Source organism: Eubacteriaceae bacterium ES3 (genome assembly GCA_030586155.1).
Classification (GTDB): Bacteria; Bacillota; Clostridia; order Eubacteriales; family Eubacteriaceae; genus Acetobacterium.
This window is the reverse complement of sequence record CP130741.1, coordinates 3124068-3144825: the sequence shown is the minus strand read 5'-3', so window position 1 is coordinate 3144825 and position 20758 is coordinate 3124068. Positions and strand designations below refer to the sequence as shown.

The following is a 20758-nucleotide window of genomic DNA, read 5'->3' as shown; positions in this document are numbered from 1 at the left end:
TACAAAGTTATCAAATAGATTCTATTCTTTTATATAGAAGAATGTGTTAATAAAAAATAAACAGAAAGAAGCTGTTTATCATAAAAACTTGGAAATTTGAGGAGAAAACTATGAGTGAAGCATGTGAACAAAGTTGTAGCAGCTGCAGTGAAGAATGCAGCGATCGAAAAGAAAAAAATGATTTTCTGGAACAGCCCCATGAATTGAGCCGGATAAAAAAAGTTATCGGCGTCGTCAGTGGCAAAGGTGGGGTAGGAAAATCCCTTGTGACTTCTTTAATGGCGGTCACTATGAGTCGAAGAGGATATAATACGGCGATTCTCGATGCGGATATTACAGGGCCTTCGATTCCCAAATCTTTTGGGATTAAAGACAAAGCAAGATCCAGTGAACTTGGGGTTTATCCCAACACCAGTAAAACTGGGATTGATATCATGTCCATCAATTTACTGCTGGAGAATGACACGGATCCGGTCATCTGGCGTGGTCCGATTATTGGCAATACCGTTAAACAGTTCTGGACCGATGTGATCTGGGGGGATATTGATTATATGTTTATCGATATGCCGCCTGGCACTGGAGATGTTCCCCTGACTGTCTTTCAGTCGATTCCCGTAGATGGGATTATTATTGTTACTTCGCCCCAGGAACTGGTTTCAATGATTGTTGCTAAAGCAGTTAAAATGGCGGAGATGATGAAAATTCCAGTTCTTGGACTAGTTGAAAATATGTCCTTTTTCAAATGTCCGGATTGCGGTAAAAGACATTCAATTTTTGGGGACAGTCATGTTGAAGAGGTAGCGAACCAATATGGTGTGGATGTAGTGGCGAAAATGCCGATCGATCCTAAGCTTGCTGCTGCCTGTGATAAAGGTCTGATCGAACTGACTGATATTAACTGGCTGGATGAGCTGGCCAATAAGCTGGAGTTAGATGAAGAAAAAAAAGAAAGCAAAGGAGAACAGAAAATGAAGATTGCCGTTGCAAGTGATAATGGAAAAGTAACTGGTCATTTTGGCCATTGTGAAAGCTTTGTGATTTTCGATGCAGAAGGTAAAACTATTGTGAAATCAGAAGCAGTCCCAAACCCCGGACATAAACCTGGATTTTTGCCTAATTTCTTAAATGATATGGGTGTTAATGTCATTATTTCCGGCGGCATGGGCGGTGGCGCTGTGGATATTTTCAACGAAAAAGGTATTGAAGTTGTCATTGGTGTTCAGGGCGAAGCGGCTGATTCAGCAGCACTTTATCTTGACGGAAAACTTGAATCAACCGGTTCTATCTGTCATGAACATGAACATCATGACGATTGTGGCGAACACTAGAAACTGATTGGCAAAAGCGAACTTAAATTTTAAGTTCGTTTTTTTTTTTGATTGAAGTATTAAAAAAAGGGAATATAAATTAATCATAGACGTAATTGTTCGATGACAGAATAGACGAATAAATTGGAAAAATTGAGGTTCGTATATAAAGGAGAGCAGAGATGAACGGTAATGATTTAATTTTAAAAGAAACGGAATCGGAAATGGCGTATCTTGCTGCGCTTCTTGAAAATTCCGGTGAGCTGATTATGTTCGCCCTGGATCTTCAGGGAAAGTATCTTTTTTTAAACAGAAGGTATCAGCAACTGGTATTTGAAAACGGGGGAGTTGAGATTAAAACCGGAGATGATTATCTTGAACATTTTCAGGATGAAAGAAAGCGTCAAGAAGCCAATAAACTGCTGAAGCTTATTTTAAAAGGAGAAACCATCAGTCAGGCAATGGCTTGTGAACCAAAGAATGATAAACCTGCAACAGACTGGTCTAATCGATGGCGACCGATTCGCAATGAGAACAATGAGATCTATGGTGTTCTTTGCATTGGGATTGATGAAACGGAGAAAAATGCTGCCAGAAAAAAACTTTTTGAAGAACGGGAAAAGTTTAAAGTTTCGGAAATGCTGGGCTATCATGACCAAATGACTGGTTTATATAACAGGCGGTTTTTAGAAGATCAGATGGAACGAATTGATCAGGAAAAAAACCTGCCAATTTCAATTCTGATGGCTGATATTAATGGGCTGGAGCTGATTAATGATTCCTTTGGCCGGGAAATCGGAGGTGAGTGTATTATGAAAACCGCCGATATTTTAGTCAAAAACTGTGCGAAAGAAGACTATGTTGTTCGCTATGGGAATGATGAGTTTGTGATTCTGCTGCCGGAAACTGATCGGGAAACCGTGAAAGCTCTAATTAAAAGAATACAGGATGTATTAAATTCGGAGAAAATCAGGGATACAATTGAAATTTCGGTTTCTTTTGGCTATGATACCAAAGAAAAAGTTGATGAAAACATTAATAATACTTTGAAAAATGCAGAAGACCTGATGTATCGGGAAAAGCTTAAAATGGGAACTTCGATGAAGAGTGAAACCATCAAACGGGTTCTGGAAATGCTCTTCAACCATAATGAAGGCGAAAAGGAGCATTCCATTGAGGTTGGCGAGGTTAGTGGAAAAATTGCCGGATTAATTTCTGATGATCAGGCCTTTATTAATCAGACTATTCGCGCTGGGGAACTGCACGATATTGGGAAAATAACTGTCGACGAGAAAAGTCTTAACAAGCTTAAGACCCTTGAAAACAGCGATTGGACTGATATCAGACGCCATCCGGAGCGCGGGTACAGGCTGTTAAGTTTAGTTGACGAGTATAAGGAACTTGCCCAGATCGTTTATGAACATCAGGAAAGATGGGATGGGAAGGGCTATCCTAATGGTTTGAAAGGCGAAGAAATTATGTTGCAGGCTAGAATTGTAGCGATTGCCGAAGCGTACGAAGCGATGAAGCATAAATTAGCAAGTAAAGAACAGGTTCTTGAGGAATTAAAGTCTTGTGCTGGGAGTCAGTTCGACCCCAGTCTGATCAAAGCATTCTTAACAGTGCTGGAATAAAACTTTTGGAATTGATAAAATCCTGATATGATCATTTTTAGATAATGCAATATTGCTTTGTCAGGGAAAGCTGTTTGCTTTGTGAAATTTAAGCACAACCAAAAACGACAATGCATTGCTGCAAGCTTTAGTGGTTTCCGGCTTTTTTTGCTACCGAATTATTTTATTATCTGATATAATAAAAAACATTAGATGAAGAATAGTTGAAAACAACTTAAAATAAGGATTTTAAAGCTAAAAGGGAATGTGTTCAGGAGGAATTGGTGTGAGAAGTGATGAGAGAGTAACGCTTGAAGCAATTATTGAAGAGAAACGCCGGGCGCAACAGGCAGATTGTTATGATGATGGGATTATTGCCCTGACAGAAAAACTGGAACTGGCAAATAACGTATTGGAAGCAGTACTTGAAACCAGTCATGATTTTATGGTTTTTGGACTTGATACACGTTATCGATATTTGAGTTTCAATAATCGCCATCGTGAAGTTATGAAAAGTCAAAGTGGTGAAACCATTGAAATTGGGTCGAAAATTCTTGATTTGATGGATAGTTTCGAAGAGCGTGAGGCGCTTAAGGCGTTTTGTGACCGCGCTTTGGCTGGTGAACAGTTTGTTTCTGTTGAAGAATATAAAGATAAGGGTGAAACCTATGTATTAGGAAAGAATTACTGGGCGCCTATCAGAGATAAAAGCAAGCAGGTTATTGGCGTAATCTGCTTTATTCAGGATGTATCTGAAAAAAGAGAAGCTTTAAAACGGATGCTGGCAGAAGGTTCAGAAAGTGATAAGACTGAATCTATTAGTTTCAGGGATCAGCTTACCGGCATTTACAACAAAAAATTCTATGAATCGGAAATCAGGAGACTTGATAATTCAAATCAATATCCACTTTCCATTATTCTGGTTGAAGTCAATGGCTTATTCGAGGTAAAAAGCCGTTTCGGTCATGCTGTTGGGGATGATTTTATTAAAAAGGCTGCCTATATTCTGGATAATGGCTGTCGCGGCGATGATGTGGTAGCTCGTTACAGCGAAACACAGTTTGTAATTATAATGCCTAAAACTGAAGGAGCCAGGGTTGAACGGGCCATTGAGCGAATTCGTAGAATGCTGGAAGAAGTTAAGATTAAATCTATTAAAATGTCGGTCAGCTTTGGGTTTGGTACAAAATATGAGGATGATGAATCAATTAAGGATATTTTTAGTCAGGCTGAGCGTTTTCTGGAACGACAAAAAGAGTTGCTTTAAATTCAAATTTCAAACAGAAGACTACGTGAATGTAACAATCTTTTGAAAATGAAGGCTGACCTTGATTAATTTATATTTTTATGGTTTAATCTATAGTTGGTACATTTTCTTCATGTGACGAATTTGTATATGCTTTTTACGAATTATTTGATATAATAGGTAGAAGTATAGGAATAGAGGTGAATCAGATGCCTAATGATCAGGAGTCTGGCAATAAAAACGAGTATTTTGAATACGTGGAAAACCGAATAGATAAGCTTGAGAAACTAATACTCCAAAAAGATGAAGAGTTAAAATCTTTGATTGTTAAGGCTACCCAGAATGAGGGTTCGGATTCCAGTCAGCATCGCAAAGAAGACGAAGTGCTGGTAAAAAGGCAGGATAACTTTGAACGGGTATTTAAAGATATCAGACAGGAAGAAGAACGTTTTCTGGAGCAGACTGAAAAAAGATCATCCTATGAAGCAGAAGATCTAAATCGGCAACTATCTAATATAGAACAGCGGGAAAAAATGGTTCAGGAAATGCTGGATTCACTGGGAACGGCACTTAAAATTTTGAAACAACGACATGAAGAGGTGAACCGTAAGGAAGAAACCTTGAATCGAGAATATCAGAAACTTCAGGAAATCGAAGCTATGTATTGGAATACAGAGGCGCTTGATGCTTCACTGGAATTAGACACTCAAAAAAAAGGGAACAGCCTTGATTTTGGAGAAATGCAAAAAACTCCTGAAAAATTTGGCAACAAGGAGTAGATGAATGAGATTGAGTATTGGAAAATGTTGGGGATTGCTGATCTTTGATCTGTTTGGATTAGCGATTGCAGGATACGGGTATCTACTGGGATACCAGATTATTCAGACATTGCCTCATGCAGATGCATTTATCATCTTAATGGGCTTATTTATAGGGATCAAGTTGGTGATTTTATCACTATATGATTTGAACCGGAGTCCGTTTTTAAAAAATATACCATTTTTCGGAGGTTTGGTAGTTACAGTCGGAAACGGAATAATATTTGGGCTTTGCCTTTTTCTGATTCCGGAAGTGCCCTTCTATTTTTTCATGGGACTGGCATTAGTTGATTTTCTGATGATTACCGTTTCTCATTTATTATGGTGGCTTCTCATTGGTAAAGATGGGGTGACGGAAAAAGCGCAACAACTGGAAATTCCTGAAAAACCGGTAAAACGGAAAAAAACAGCAAATAGAAATAATACCGATACGCGAAAAAACTGGCTTTCATCGACAGATGACGAGGAAGCTGATTATGATAGTATTTTTAACTCATTAATTGAAAATAGTGCTAGAAATAATACCCGCAGCGAAACTCGACGGGAAGAAGTGATGCGACCGGCGGCTCAAAATCCAATGCATACCAATTATATTGAAGCCGAAAAACGATATGAAACCGGAGAGTTTTTAAAGGATATTAAAAGAAATCTGGGTAAAGAGAAAGAACAGTCTTTATTTGCTGAAAAAGAATCATCATTGAATCAGCCGAATCGGCTGGACTTTGAAGAGTCCGATTTATTTAAAAAACAAACGGCGATATTACCTAAAGAAAGAATACAGGATCAGCTGGAGAAATCATCGGCAAAAGAAATTTTCGAGCAGAAATCCCCTAAAGAGATTGTCGATTCCATCTGGGAAATGCCCAAGGAAAAAGAAAAAACTGCTGAAAGACCGGCGATTCGTCCGGCAATGACAGCGGAAATCCCTAAAATGTCTGTTGACCGTGAGATGACCAGTCCGGTTTTTGAACCATCCTTTAAAACTAAAGAAATACCAAAAGAAGTCGCCCAAATTAAAGCGGGAATTGATTTTAATACTGATGATCAGGGTGATTTTTCATCGATTGAAAAAAGATTAAGTAATCTTTTTACTGAAATTGAACAGTCGATGGAGGAGACACATTATCTGCAGAATGCAGTCGGTGTTTTTCAGAAAGAAATAGAAAGTTATCAGCCAATTGCTGGCGACGAAAAAATTATTGCGGCGGGCAACCTGATCAGGGAAAAATTAAAAGCGATTATTGACAAACAGTTTGTCGTTGATGAAGTGCTTGATGATCTGATCAGCTTATCGAAGGTAATCAACAAGCGTATTGATGATTTGGATATGATCGAAGCAGGACTTAATCAACGTAAAAACCGATTGGATCAGAAAGAGATCCTGATGGTTGAGACTAAAGGTCGTCGGGCACCGGAAAAAATCGAGATACGACCGGAAGAACTGATAATGGAAAATCAGGATTCTGAGTATATTGTAGCTGAAGAGGATTACGAGACGATTCAGCGTTATCTTAAACGGGTAAAATAATTTTATAGTTCTAGAGAAATAAAACAATAGTTTGACACCAGACTGGAAAGTATTCGTTAAAACCGGTCTGGTGTTTTTTTATCGGAAGGGCAGGATATGGAAGAAAAAAATATGATTATATGGAAACAGCTTCATGCATCGAGTGAAGCCCGAAAAAGTTTACCTCCGGATTTACAGCAGGACTGGGAAGATGCCGTTAGCCAAGGCCTGGATCCTTATGATGTGCGGCCGGCAAAAATATCTTTGGAGGAACAAAAAAAAGCCAGAAAAAAAACTAACGAATTACTGGTTTACGCTGAAACGATGGCCACTGCCCTGGCGATTAGTGACAAGGGCGATGAAAATTATTGTGCACTGATGTTTGGGGTTGATGGTGTTCTGGTAAAGATTTATGCCAATGAAAAGATAGAAAGTTGGATTAAAGGCATAGGGATTGAACGCTGGACCCGGTGGAGTCAGGCGGAAATTGGACCCAATGTATTCTCGAATGGGATGCGGCAAAATGGAGTTTCTGTTCTTTCAGGGGAGCAGTGTTACGCACGTTTTACCCTTGATAGTATGTGGTATTTTTCGCCGATCAAAGCTGCAGACGGGATGGTTTTTGGCGGTTTGGCGCTCTTATGTGAAGATAAATATGCTTCACCTATTTATACCAGTTTGCTGATAGCTGTCTCCAAAGGGATTGAACTCAATTTCCACTGGTTTGATATGATGGAGCACTTTACAGATGGAACGGAAGGAATGGGTTTCATGACCATCGACCAATCGGGTAAAGAGGAACGGATTATGACAGTCAGCAAAGAAATCTTTACCATGCTCAAACTCTCCTATGACCCCTATCAGTATCATTATGCAAAACTTGAGCATTTGGTAGATCCGCTGCCTGCCAACAAAGAATTTTGGTCTATTATCCAGGGGAGAAAGCATATCAGCGACAGGATTGTATCATTTTCCTGTCGCGGGAAAATCGCTGAAGCCTGTATCAGTACATCGAAATATATTGCCCCGGATATTCACACTGACGCTATGGTTGTAGTGTTCAGTTCACTGGGGAGAATTCAGAAGCTTGCCTCAAAGCAGACTGGAAGTGTAGCCAGATATACCTTTCAGACTGTAATCGGTCAGGATAAGGGGTTTCTCGAAACCGTTGAGATGGCTCAAAGAGCAGCGGAATCCAATAGTAATATCCTGCTGCTGGGAGAAAGCGGAACAGGGAAGGATGTCCTGAGCCAGGCCATTCATAATCAAAGTTATCGCCGGAAGGGGCCTTTTGTCGCAATCAACTGTGCTTCTTTTTCCAGAGATTTGATTGCCAGCGAACTGTTTGGCTATGAAGAGGGGGCTTTTACCGGCGCCAGGCGAGGCGGCAGTCTGGGCAAATTTGAGTTGGCCAACAACGGAACACTATTTCTTGATGAAATTGGAGATATGCCCCTTGATCTTCAGGCGGTTCTGCTTCGTACATTGGAAGAACGGAGTATTATGAGGGTAGGTGGATCGAAAATGATTGATGTAAACGTTCGAATTATTGCTGCTACCAATAAGAATCTGCAGGAAAAAATAAAGAAAGGGCTATTTCGTGAGGATTTATTTTATCGTCTGGGTGTGGTGCGAATTACCATTCCGCCATTACGTCAAAGGGGTGCTGATGTAGTTTTGCTGGCACAGCAGCTGAGTAAAAATATTTGTCAACGTCAGGGAAGGCTGCCAATTAATCTGACTAATGACGCTATTGTTTTTCTTCAGGAATATCAGTGGCCTGGTAATATTAGAGAGCTGAGAAATCTGCTGGAAGGAATTATCAGTACGCAAAATAGTGACGTAATCAATGCAGATCAGATTATTCGTTTTTTGAATTTCGAGAATGAAGATAGTGATAGTGTACCGACAAGTGGATATCAGCCAGAAAAACTGAGGATTATCGAAGCCCTTGAAGCAAACAGAGGCAATCGCAGTAAAGCGGCTGATGCTATCGGGATGTCTCGCAGTACATTTTATAGACGACTACGAGAGTATGAGCTTATTAAGTGAACCATCGATGACACAATTATGGCACAGTTTGATAACAACTGCATAAAATTAGGTCGGAAACCCTTTAGTAAAAGGGTTTTTTTTATTATTCTTGAATGGCACAAATATGGAACAATATTTGCACAAATGATACAAATATAGCACAGTTGTGTTTGGCTGTATGATTAGACGTGGGAATTTGAGACAGAAGCAAAAGGAAAATGCTAATAAATTAAATAAAATCAATGCGTTTTGCGATAAATTTGAAAGATATATTCAAAATATCGATGAAATTACAATTTTGGCACGGTCTTTGCGATTATCATTGTTACAAAGTAAATAAGATACTTAATAACAATCGTAGAAAGGAAAAGAGAGATGGAATTTCAAAAGCTAAAATTGACTTCAGAAAATGGAGTATCAACAATTTATATGGATAGCCCGAAAAACCTGAATGCATTTGATGAGGAACTGATTGATGAATTGGTTGGGGCCCTGAAAGTATGCGAGGAGGATTCGGCTGTGAAAGTGGTAGTACTGACCAGTACAGGAAAAGCTTTCAGTGCAGGAGGCGATATCGGTGCGATGTATAAGGGGATTAAAAGCGGACAACTTAATTTTACCGGTGCAATTGCCAAAATGGCCCAGGTTTCAGTTGCCATCAAGAAATTGTCTAAACCGGTAATTGGTGCAGTTGCTGGTGCAGTTGCTGGTGCCGGATTTAACGTTGCCCTGGCTTGTGACTATCTGATTGCTGCTGATAATGCTACTTTTATGCAGGCCTTTGTTAATATTGGACTAATCCCAGATGCTGGCGGTCTGTATCTGCTGACCAGAGCGGTAGGAGTAAACAAAGCCCTGGAATTATCGATGACTGGCCGACCAGTACTGGCGGAAGAGGCAAAAAGCCTGGGTTTTGTTGCAAATGTGGTTGCAGCTGAGGATTTGGAAAAAGTCACAATGGCAACAGCCGCGAAATTTGCCAAAGGACCTCGAGCCTCTTATGCAGAAATGAAACGATTGATGTATATTAATGAATTCAGTGACTTCGAGTCATATATAGAGGAAGAAGTTAAATCACAGGTGCTTTGCGGCGATACAGACGACTTTAAAGAAGGTGTTTGTGCGTTCGTCGAAAAGAGAAAACCTGAATATGAAGCATAGGATAGGAGTGAAGACGATGAATCGAGTTATCAATCGTGCAGCTGTTATCGGTGCGGGCGTAATGGGCAGTGGAATTGCTGCACTTCTTGCTGGAGCCGGTATGCAGGTGGCATTGTTGGATATTGTGCCACGAGAACTGAATGAAAAAGAAATTAAAAAAGGTGTGACAGAAGAGAGCCCGATATTCAGAAATCGTTTGTCTCAGGCGGGTTTTGATAATATTAAGAATCCAAAATCGGGAATGCTTTTTTCTAAAGAGCACCTTAATAATATCAAAGTTGGAAATTTGACAGATAATTTAGATATGCTTTCAGAATGTGACTGGATTATTGAAGTGGTCATGGAAAAACTGGAGATTAAAAAGACTGTCATGAAGATGATTCATGAACATCAAAAAGAAGGTTCGATTGTATCCAGTAATACCTCAGGGGTATCGATCACCGCTATTGCCGAGGATATGCCTCTTGAATTCCGTCAACATTTCTTAGGAACACACTTCTTTAATCCACCACGATACATGAGATTATTTGAAATGATCCCAACGGCTGATACCTTGCCTGAAATTGTTGAACTGATGGATAAGATTGCATCTCGCGACCTTGGCAAGGTAGTGGTTTATGCTAAGGATACCCCTAATTTCATTGGTAACAGAATTGGTGTTTATGCGTCAATTGTCTGTATGCAGTTGATGGATAAGTATGAACTTAATATTCCGACTGTCGACACTTTGAGTGGACCGGTTATCGGAAGACCTAAAAGTGGGAGTTTTAAACTGGCTGATATGGTTGGTTTGGATGTTATGTGCAATGTTGCCGATAATGTTCTGAAAAGCACTACTGATGAAGAGGAAAAAGTCCAATACAGTGTACCGGCATTTGTTCTTGATTTAGTTGCAAATGGTGCTCTTGGCAACAAAACCAAACAGGGTTTTTATAAAAAAGAAATCGTTGAAGGTCAAAAGGTCTATAAGGTCTATAACCAGGAAACTAAAAGCTACGAGCTGATGGCGTCTGAAAAGTTCGATTCGATTAAAGTAGCACTTAAATCGGCAAACAAATATGAAAATATGGCTTATGGCACGGAAAAAGAAAATAAATTTATCTGGGACGTAATTAAGAAGACCCTTCTATATGCGGCTAAATTAGCGCCAACCATTTCTGATGATTATAAGATGATCGATAAGGCTTTGGTTGCCGGATTTAACTGGGAATTGGGACCATTCGGGATTTGGGATAAAATCGGTCTTGAACGATCAGTTGCCAAAATGAAGGAAGAGGGTGATTCGATTCCTGAATGGATCGAAAAACGACTGGAAGCCGGCGAGAATACTTTCTACAGCGCTCAGGAAGAGGCCGGCAGCTATTTGACTGTCGCTGGTTCTCAGCTGGTTGAGAAAAATGGTTCGGCAGCTCTCAAGGACCTGGGAGATGGCGTTCTGGCTCTGGAGTTTACTGGAAGAGGAAATGCCCTTAATCCGGAAACGATTGAGATGATCAACCATGGCGCGTCACTTCTTGAAGGTAATGACTGGAAAGGCCTTGTTATTGGTAACGAAGGCAGCTTTTTCTGCGGGGGTGCAGATCTGTCGACAATAGCTGCATTAGCGGAAAAAGGCGACTGGAACGGCCTGGAAAAAGAGATTCTAAACCTGCAGACGGCAGTGATGGCTCTTAAATATGCCAGACGACCAGTTGTTGCAGTGCCATTTGGAATGACCATGGGCGGTGGCGCAGAAGTTTGTATGCATACAGCTGCAGTTACCCCTCATTGCGAAACCTATATGGGACTTGTTGAAGCGGGCGTTGGTCTGGTGCCGGCCGGTGGCGGATGTACAGAACTTCTTTACCGGGCGGTGGAAAGATGTGCAGATTCTTCTAACCTCTCAATGCTCAATGGAATCAAAAGCGTGTGGAAGACCATTGCCATGGCAACCGTGTCCACCAGCGGTTTTGATGCAGTTGACAAAGGGTTTTTAAGAAAAGACACTTGGGTTGTGATGAATAAGGACCTACTGGTTTCATCGGCTAAAAAAACCGTTCTGGATTTGGTTGATCGGGGATATCGTCCGCCGGTTGCCAAAGAAATCCGAGTGTTGGGAGACTTTGGAAAAACTTCCATTCAGTATGATCTTGAAATGATGGAAAAGGGCGGATTTATCTCTGGCCATGATCATCTGATCGCTACCAAAATAGCGCATATTCTAACCGGTGGAAATTTACCAACCGGAAGCAAGGTCAATGAGCAGTATCTGATGGGACTTGAGCGAGAAGCATTCCTGTCTCTGTGTGGCGAAGAAAAAACCCGCCAACGTATTGCCCATATGCTGACAACCGGAAAACCGCTGAGAAACTAAGGGAGGATAAGGATGAAAGATGCAGTAATTGTCGCTTACGGGCGAAGCGCTGTGGGAAAGGCCCCAAAAGGCGCATTAAAAGATACAAGACCGGATGAACTTGCGGCTCAGGTGATCCGGGGGATTATAGATAAAGTTCCGGGATTGCCACTGGAACAATTGGATGATTTTATATTGGGCTGTGCCTTTCCGGAAGCGGAACAGGGATTAAATGTAGCCCGAACAGTAGGTTTACGAGCGGGTTTGCCGATCAGTGTTGCCGGACAGACCGTTAATCGTTTCTGTTCGTCAGGGCTGCAGTCGATCGCCATGGCGGGTAATGCCATTATGGCTGGTCAGGCTGATGCAATTATGGCCGGCGGGATGGAATCTATGAGTAAAGTGCCGATGGGCGGAAATCTGTTGATACCCAATCCCCATTTTATGGATAACTGGCCGGATCCCCATGTTGCCATGGGAATCACTGCTGAAAACGTTGCAGTTAAATATGGGATTACACGTCAGATGCAGGATGAGTTTGCTATGGAAAGTCATCTGAAAGCTGCAAAGGCACAAGCAGAAAACAAGTTTGAGAAACAGATTATTCCGGTTGATTCAGTTCGTCTGGCTGTGGATGAACAGGGTAATCCCTATTCTAAGCTGGTTCCTTTTGTAAAAGATGAAGGTGTACGCGCCAATATTACCATGGAAGCTCTGACCAGACTACCGACGGTATTCAAAAAAGGTGGAACAGTAACTCCTGGTAATGCCTCTCAGATGAGTGATGGTGCCGCTGGTGTTGTGATGATGTCAGCTGAAAAGGCCAAAGCATTAAATTTAGCGCCACAGGCAAGATTTGTCGGTTTTGATGTAGCGGGTGTTGATCCGGCTTACATGGGTATCGGTCCGATTGAAGCGATTCCGAAAGTGCTCAAACGAGCAGGCCTGTCATTATCTGATATCGGTCTGATCGAGCTTAATGAGGCTTTTGCTTCACAGTCTATTGCCTGTATCAGAGAACTGGATTTAAATCCGGAGATCGTCAATGTCAATGGTGGTGCTATTGCTTTGGGGCATCCGCTGGGATGTACCGGTTCATTCCTGACAGCAAAACTGCTGGAAGAAATGGAGCGTCGACAAGTCCGTTACGGACTGGTCAGTATGTGTATTGGCGGCGGTATGGGTGCTGCTGCTATCTTTGAGAGACTTTAAGAACTGAATGACATCAGCTATATAAGATAGAAGAGAGGAGAGAATATGACAATGGATTCAACAGCTTTTTCATGTCTGAATCGTCTGCAGACTTTTACAGAAAAAGAGCAGGAAGCAGTGTATGACTATGAGAGCGGAAAAAGATATTCGTATCAGGATCTTGCTAGACGCTCAGATTGTCTGGCATGGTTTCTGACAGAAACGCTTGGACTGAAAAAAGGTGACCGTGTCGGGCTCTGTGCCAATAATTCGATAGGCTATATTGATGTCTTTTTTGCAGCCTGCAAAACGGGAATTATCCTTACCAGCTATAACTGTCTTCTACGTGTTGAGGAACTTCAGAACATGATTGAAAGTGAAGATCCCAGAGTTATTTTCTATTCTGAAAAACTGACAAAGACAGTTAATCTTATAAGAAAAGATGAAAGAGGCAAAAAGCGAACTTATATTGATTTGGACTCCATCTTGTTATCAGATAGCGATGTGATCGCCTATGGTGACATTTTAAAAAAGGGGGCTGAACGGCCTTTTCCACCGGTTAACTGTCAAAAAGAAGACATTCAGATGATGATTCATACCGGCGGAACCACTGGTCAACCAAAAGCGGCAATGCTTTCCTATCGATCTATCATTCGTAATGCGGAGAGTGAGATTTCATTACTTTCTTTGACAGAAAAAGACTCTGCCTACGTATTTCTTCCCTTTTTTCATACTGCGGCCTGGAATGTTGTTGCGCTTTCACTTCTTTTAGTAGGCGGACGAATTATTTTAACAGAGCGGTATGATGTCAGGAAAGCTTATAAAATCATTCAAGAGGAGCGGCCGACCGTGGCGATGGCAGTGGAAACCATTTATAAATCGCTGGCGGCCGACTCACAATTTGATACGACCGATTTTTCATGTTATCGATTTATGTTGAGCGGAGCAGCACCGATTTCTTATCAGGTACTCGATAGATACCTGAGTCGGGGGATTAAACTGGTCAATGCCTATGGGATGACGGAGATTGGTCCAAACAATCTCTGCCCGCCGGTAAACCAGATGACCATTACCGAGATTAGGGAAAAATGGAGGGCTGCCGGCAAACCGATGCCCTATAATAATCTTCGGATTATCAAGGAAGATGGTTTAGATGCAAAACAGGGAGAAAAGGGAGAGCTGGTCTGGAAGGGTGATCTGGTATTTTCGGGCTATTGGAATAATGAAAAAGAAACCAGGGCCATTATGGTCGACGGCTGGGTTCGTTCCGGAGATGTGGGATACTGTGATGAGGATGGATTCATTTACATCTGCGGCCGGACTAAAAATATGTTTATCTGCGGTGGTGAAAATATCTTCCCCCAGGAGATTGAAGAAGTCATCAACAATCATGAGTGCGTTGAGGATTCTTGTGTAATTGGCGTAGCTGATGAGCGGTGGGGGGAAGTAGGGCGTGCCCTGATTAAACTGAAGCAGGGAAGTCATGCCAGTCGTAAAGAGATAATTGATCATATCAAGATTGAATTATCAAGTATAAAAATTCCCAAGTATATTACTTTTGTTGACCAAATTCCTAAAAATCAGGTTGGCAAGAGGGACTTGAAATTAATTAAACAGGAATATGGAAATGCCGAGGAATAAAAATTGAAGAAAGATATCTTCGGAAAGGAGAATATGATGATAAGTATTGGAATCGATTGCGGGAATCAGAACACTAAAGGTGTTTTGCTAAAAGATGGCCAAGTGATTGCTAAGGCTAGCGTGTCGACGGCTTTTGATAACAATTTGGCCGGTGAAGCAGTTTTTGAGGCATTGCTTGAAGGCTCAAAGATAAAAGAATCGCAGGTGGAAGCGGTTGGCGTCACTGGGGCAGGCAGAACATTGCTGTCTCGTTCAGGAAAACTTAGCAACGAGGTTCAGTCTGCAGCTAGAGGTGGTCGCTTTTTTAGCGAAACCGCTCAGATGATCATTGATATGGGGGCTGAAGGCTGTCGGGTAATCAAGCTTAGAGATAACGGTACGATTGAGAAGTATGAGACAAATGATAAATGCGCTTCTGGTGCCGGAATGTTTGTCGAAGCCATGGCCCGAGCCTTGCAGATATCTGTGGATGAGATGGGAGATTACTCAAAGCGGCATAAAAAGAAGCTGACAACCAATGCTCAGTGTGTCGTTTTTGCTGAGTCGGAAGTGATTTCTCTAGTCCATAATAGAGAAACGGTTGAAGATATCGCCTATGGCGTTCATATGGGGGTTGTCACCCGGATCGCTTCGCTGATCAGGAGAGTAGGCCTGCCGGAAAACGTCATGTTTATTGGTGGTCCCGGCCACAATGAAGGTCTGGTCGCCTGTATGGAAGAAGAGCTTGAAAGAAGCCTGGTCACTTGCCCTGATACGGATTATATCAGCTCGATTGGCGCAGCTCTGATCGCTGAAGGATGATCTGAGGAGGTCAGAAGATATGAAAGATACGAAAAAAATTGATTATTGGAGATGGGCGGAAAACAGATGGCAGAATCCTGAAATCCGTGAATGGAAAGGCAGTCTGTTAACCGCTGGTGTTGATATCGGTTCGACCAGTACCCAGACTGTCATTGTGGCTGATGGAAAACCTTTTGCCTATGCCAGTATGAGAACCGGAAATAACAGCCCGGATTCGGCAGTCAACGCCATCAGATGGGCTATCAAGGATACTGGGATTACCCTGGATGATTTGCAATTTACAGTGGGCACCGGCTACGGCAGGGTAAATGTACCTTTTGCTGACCAGACGGTGACAGAAATCACCTGTCATGCCCGGGGAGCCAATTATATTTATGGCGATACCGTCCGGACTATTCTGGATATGGGTGGTCAGGACTGTAAAGCTATTCACTGTGATGAAAGGGGTAAGGTTACTTCATTCATTATGAATGATAAGTGTGCGGCCGGAACAGGCCGGGGAATGGAAGTTATTGCCGATTTGCTGGCCATACCGGTGGAGGAGATTGGTCAGGCTTCATTCGAGATTGATGAAGAACCCGAACCGGTTTCATCTATCTGTGTTGTCTTTGCGAAGACAGAAGCCGCTAATCTGATGAGAGCCGGCTGGAGCAAGGAAAAAGTATTAGCGGCCTATTGCCATGCCATGGCCTTGCGGGTTGTACGGCTGTTGGAACGAAATGGACTGGAGCCAGGTTTTGCCATCACCGGCGGAATTGCCAAAAATATTGGTGTAACCAGAAGAATCGAAAAGATGCTGGGAATGAAGGTTATGACACCAACGATGGACACCCAGATAGCTGGTGCCATGGGGGCGGCCCTGATTGCCAGAGATTTGGTCCAGAAGAAAAATGCTGCTGCTGAGAAATTTTTAAAGCAGGCTTGAAAGTTTAATACTAAACCTGAATTATTCATCCAGCAATGAGCAATCTTAAAATCGAGAAACAACATCTTTTTCAAGGATTAAATACACAGACGGTTGAATTTCAACCCAAAAAGGGTAGACGAATCCCGTAGATGTTATTTTCAAGATTTTAAGTTGCCAAAGATCATCAGTTACTGTTATTCCAGCTGCGGAAGTTGTCTGATATTTTCTAAAGTTTTATAAAATTCATCTTTGTAGGGACAACTGCTACATAGCTTGAAATAAATATAGCTTGCTGCTTTTACGATTTTCGAAGCAATTTTTAGCAGCTTTAAACGAATGGTATCGATCTGCATCTTTTTCATGCTCTTCGGCAGAACCAATCGTCTGAAACAATTAAACAGATTATAAGCCAACACATGCAGTTGCAGTCGGTTGGCATTGACTACTTTGGATTTACTTCCGGTAGAAGCGAAGCCAAATCCGGACTTGCTTTCTTTGATGAAATTCTCCATAGTGCCTCGGTTACGATAGTATCTTAGGATTTCTTCAGGTTTCAAGTCCATATTGGTTACAATGAAGGAATGCTGAATGGTGAACTGATTGCAAGGTTTCTCCACTTTAACAACTACCCTGCGCGGGTACTCCCACTTGCCTGCTTTGTAATAAAACTCATCATAGCGGACAATATACTGGGACATATCTTCTTTCATCGCTTCAAATATTTCATGATCAAGATGTTTCGCTTTGTCATTTAAAACACTGTTCGCTTTTAAACGGATCGCATAAGACACACCATTGGTTTCGCATTGCTTGTACAAATAAACCCGCTGTCACCACGTAAATACAGCTCTATGTCGGGATACTCCGTGAAATATTCATCAAGTAGAGGTTGCATAAAATCAACAACCCCAGTGGAACTGTAGTCCGTTCCATCACGGAGATCTGCTTTCAGCAGATCACCGGTTAATCCGTCGTAACAAAGTAATGGATGATAACCATGTACCCTGTAATGATAGTTGAAACCTTCACCTTCCTGTTTTCCATAGGTATTCAATAGGGTGGAGTCCAAATCCAGCAATACCTGTTTTGGACGTTTTATTTTATAAGCAGATGTCCGCATTGCTTTAATGATGGCATCAAATTTTGGCAGCGTTTTATCATCCATCCGGTTCCAGAATCTTGACAGAGTCGGTTGAGAAGCCAGTGCTTTTTTACCCAGAATGTTTGTAAAGACAGGTTCATTTGTCAATTCATCAGCATCGTCATCTTCAAAGTAACCAGCAATGATCTGATATACCATTTGGCACAGGTTTTGATCATCCTTATGCTGACGACTGGTCTTCTCATCAGTTTTGAAGTTGCTGACATGTTTATGGAAACTGAATTTATGAGCAAATTCTTTGATCAGAATCAGTCCGGAATCAGAGGATAAATCACCGCCATCGAAATTTATTTTGATTTTTTTATTGCTTTCTAACTGAAGTGCATCTAAACTAGACATATGAAGAGTTTCTCCTTTGTTTGGTTTTGGTTTGGTCACTTAAATTTTAACAAAGTTGGAGCTCTTTTTCTATTGTCTTAGCTTCACTTATTTAGTGAAAAGCAAAAATAATCAAAAACACTGTATCTATGCGGCACAATGTGCCGTTAATTGTATCTGGATGAATAATTCAGGCTAAATATTGTTTAGAAAATAAAAATATAAACCATTAAAAAGTGAGAATTCAGGAGGAAACAATGAATTTTGATAAGTTATTTGATACAAACGTCGGCAGCGATTCTTTAAAAGAATGGCGAGCTGCCGGTAAAAAAGCTATTGGTACTGTTTGCTGCCATGTTCCGGAGGAAATTATTCATGCGGCTGGTATGCTGCCGGTACGAATTCGGGCAACGGGATGTAAAGACAGCAGTGAAGCTGAAACATGGATGACCTCTTTCAGCTGCAGTTTTGCCAAATCCTGTCTCCAGCATTTAATTGACGGGACTTATGAGCTGGATGGTGTTATTTCATCAGACGGATGTCTGATGGCCGGAAGAATCTTAGATAACTGGTCTCATATTGATCAAAAAACTGACAACCGTTACTATCACGAGCTGGCAGCGCCAAGAATCACTAAAGATATCAGCGTGGAGTATTACAAAAACGAACTGAAGGATATCATAAAGGGTCTGGAAGAATTTGCTGGAGTCACCATTACTGATGAAAAATTACTTGCTTCTATTGACCTTTACAACGAGACTCGTGCTTTGATCAAGGAGCTGTATGCGCTGAGAAAAGAGCAGTATCCTGTTGTCAGCGGGACTGAAACACTGAAGATCATTCTTGCTTCAACATCAATGCCAAAGGAAGAATTTAATGAATTGCTGAGAGGATTCCTCGATGAGGCAAAAAAACGGGAGCCGATTAAAGATTACAGAATCAGAACCATGATGATCGGAAGTGCTTTAGATGAACCAAGATATATGGAAGTAATCGAAGAAAAAGGCGGATTGGTCGTGACTGATGCCCTTTGCTTTGGAAGTCGATATTTATGGGAGCCGGTTGTTGTAGAAGGTGATGATATCTTAATGTCAATCGCCAACTCTTACCTGAAGCGTCCGGTATGTCCAAGAATGATTGATCTTCATGATGAACTGTATGACTTCATTTTAAATATGGCACAAGAATATAAGATAGATGGAATTATTTATGAAAAAATGCAAAATTGTGAATGCTGGGGTGGTGAAGGTGTCTACTTTAACGACAAGATCAAAGCTGCCGGTATTCCGATGTTAACGGTTGAACGTGAACAGCTGATGGCGAATGAAGGCCAGCTGGCAATTCGTGCTGAAGCATTTATTGAGATGATTGAACAGGAGGTATAGAAAGATGAGTGAACCAATGAATTTAATTTCCAGCACCTGCGAGCAGGTAGACAGTATTATCAATTATATGTCGAAAAAAGATCCTAAAAGTTTATGGATGTTTGATGTCCAGAAAGCCTATTGGGAAGACGTAAGAGATGCCCATAAGAACGGGAAAAAAGTAATCTTCTTCGGAGGTCCGGCCCCGATCGAATTTATTTATGCCTTTGATGCAGTTCCTTTCTTTCTGGATATGATGCCAACCCGTCTGGCCAGCAATGTGGAAGCGGTGTCTGTCTATATCGACGAAGCAGAGAAACATGTTCCGCCAACAGTATGCGGTTTGGATAAGGTAGAGTTAGGAATTGCCCTGCGTGGGGAATATGGTGTGGTACCGGATGGATATGTTTACTGTACAGTTCCATGCGATTCTGCCCGAGTCTGTCATCCAGCTATCGATAAAATATTTGGCGTTCCATCTTTCCGACTGGATGTACCGTTTAGACGTGATGATCGCGGATATAATTATCTGGCCGATCAGTACAAAGATTTTATTAAATTTATGGAAGATGTTACTGGTAAAAAGATGGATTGGGATAAATTCGCGGAAGTAGCAAAAATTTCTGATGAAACCAATGATCTCTTAGAGAAAATTGCTGATCTGAGAAAATTGAAGCCATGTCCATTACCAGGCCGATTGCTGGTACTTAATGAAATGGTCGCCTGTATGGCAGGTCATCCGGCTATGCTTAAATATATGCAGGCTCAGTACAAACTGGGAACTATGCTGGCTGAAAAAGGTATTGGCGCCGTTAAAGAAGAAAAATATCGAGTGTCCTGGCTGCAGAATATCGTATGGGCAAATGCTGGTCTTTTGGATTGGATGGAAAAGACTTACGGTGCGGTAATGGTTATGGACGGATTTGGCTATCAGAAGGGAATCTTGTTTGACGGTGACTACAGTCCGGAGCATGCCCGATACATTATGGCTAAAAAAGCCCTTGAAGTTCCAATGATTCACGGAGCTTCAGGTCCGGCAGCACATTATGTGGATCTTGTTGAAGGGATCATGGCTGACTATGATGTCAATGTTTCAATGTTTATCGGCCATGTTGGTTGTAAACATACTTTTGCTGCAGCTAAAATTGTTACCGATATGATTCAGGATAAATTTGGCATACCTACTTTAAACGTCGATTTGGATGCTATTGACCTGAGATATAAGAGTATTGACGAAGTCAAAGTAGCTATCGGTGAATATATGGAAACTATCGTTGGTGCTGAACCAATTCCGAGAGAAGAGAAAAAAGCAGCCCCCCAGGCATAAAAGAATTACTGATTGAAATAAAAAAACGC

General features: G+C 41.5%; 14 protein-coding genes and 1 pseudogene. 14 read left to right on the top strand and 1 reads right to left on the bottom strand.

The window, feature by feature from the left end; genetic code table 11:
* Positions 1-110: 110 nt before the first annotated feature.
* From Q5O24_14495 to bzdQ, 12 genes are all read left to right on the top strand, one after another.
* A complete protein-coding gene (locus Q5O24_14495; GenBank protein ID WKY47540.1) occupies positions 111-1328 on the top strand; it encodes an iron-sulfur cluster carrier protein MrpORP in 1218 nt (405 codons plus the stop codon).
* Between the two features lie 161 nt (positions 1329-1489).
* Complete coding sequence (locus Q5O24_14490; protein WKY47539.1) at positions 1490-2941, top strand: diguanylate cyclase; 1452 nt, start codon at positions 1490-1492, stop codon at positions 2939-2941.
* Positions 2942-3206: 265 nt separating this feature from the next.
* The gene (locus tag Q5O24_14485; GenBank protein WKY47538.1) at positions 3207-4187 is read left to right on the top strand and encodes a diguanylate cyclase; all 981 of its coding nucleotides are present in this window, start codon (positions 3207-3209) and stop codon (positions 4185-4187) included.
* Between the two features lie 188 nt (positions 4188-4375).
* Complete coding sequence (locus Q5O24_14480; GenBank protein ID WKY47537.1) at positions 4376-4945, top strand: hypothetical protein; 570 nt, start codon at positions 4376-4378, stop codon at positions 4943-4945.
* A 4-nt stretch (positions 4946-4949) separates the two neighbouring features.
* Positions 4950-6512 (top strand): hypothetical protein, encoded by a 1563-nt coding sequence (locus Q5O24_14475; protein WKY47536.1) that lies wholly within the window; start codon positions 4950-4952, stop codon positions 6510-6512.
* Between the two features lie 96 nt (positions 6513-6608).
* Positions 6609-8543, top strand: coding sequence for a sigma 54-interacting transcriptional regulator (locus Q5O24_14470; protein ID WKY47535.1), 1935 nt, complete (start codon positions 6609-6611; stop codon positions 8541-8543).
* Positions 8544-8900: 357 nt separating this feature from the next.
* Positions 8901-9686 (top strand): enoyl-CoA hydratase-related protein, encoded by a 786-nt coding sequence (locus Q5O24_14465; protein WKY47534.1) that lies wholly within the window; start codon positions 8901-8903, stop codon positions 9684-9686.
* A 16-nt stretch (positions 9687-9702) separates the two neighbouring features.
* Entirely contained in the window at positions 9703-12039 is a 2337-nt protein-coding gene (locus Q5O24_14460; GenBank protein WKY47533.1) for a 3-hydroxyacyl-CoA dehydrogenase/enoyl-CoA hydratase family protein, read from the top strand.
* A gap of 12 nt (positions 12040-12051) precedes the next feature.
* Complete coding sequence (locus tag Q5O24_14455; GenBank protein WKY47532.1) at positions 12052-13230, top strand: thiolase family protein; 1179 nt, start codon at positions 12052-12054, stop codon at positions 13228-13230.
* 45 nt (positions 13231-13275) lie between these two features.
* Positions 13276-14850: a class I adenylate-forming enzyme family protein gene (locus tag Q5O24_14450; protein WKY47531.1), complete on the top strand. Its 1575-nt coding sequence runs from the start codon at positions 13276-13278 to the stop codon at positions 14848-14850.
* Positions 14851-14886: 36 nt separating this feature from the next.
* Positions 14887-15651, top strand: coding sequence for an acyl-CoA dehydratase activase (locus Q5O24_14445; protein WKY47530.1), 765 nt, complete (start codon positions 14887-14889; stop codon positions 15649-15651).
* Between the two features lie 19 nt (positions 15652-15670).
* Complete coding sequence (bzdQ, locus tag Q5O24_14440; GenBank protein WKY47529.1) at positions 15671-16576, top strand: benzoyl-CoA reductase, bzd-type, subunit Q; 906 nt, start codon at positions 15671-15673, stop codon at positions 16574-16576.
* Between the two features lie 176 nt (positions 16577-16752).
* Here the strand turns inward: bzdQ and Q5O24_14435 are convergent.
* Positions 16753-18059 (bottom strand): annotated as a pseudogene (locus Q5O24_14435) (IS1380 family transposase).
* A gap of 236 nt (positions 18060-18295) precedes the next feature.
* Between Q5O24_14435 and Q5O24_14430 the strand changes: the two are divergent.
* Both Q5O24_14430 and Q5O24_14425 read left to right on the top strand, forming a co-directional pair.
* Entirely contained in the window at positions 18296-19423 is a 1128-nt protein-coding gene (locus Q5O24_14430) for a 2-hydroxyacyl-CoA dehydratase family protein (protein ID WKY47528.1), read from the top strand.
* A 4-nt stretch (positions 19424-19427) separates the two neighbouring features.
* Entirely contained in the window at positions 19428-20729 is a 1302-nt protein-coding gene (locus tag Q5O24_14425) for a 2-hydroxyacyl-CoA dehydratase family protein (protein ID WKY47527.1), read from the top strand.
* Positions 20730-20758: the final 29 nt, after the last annotated feature.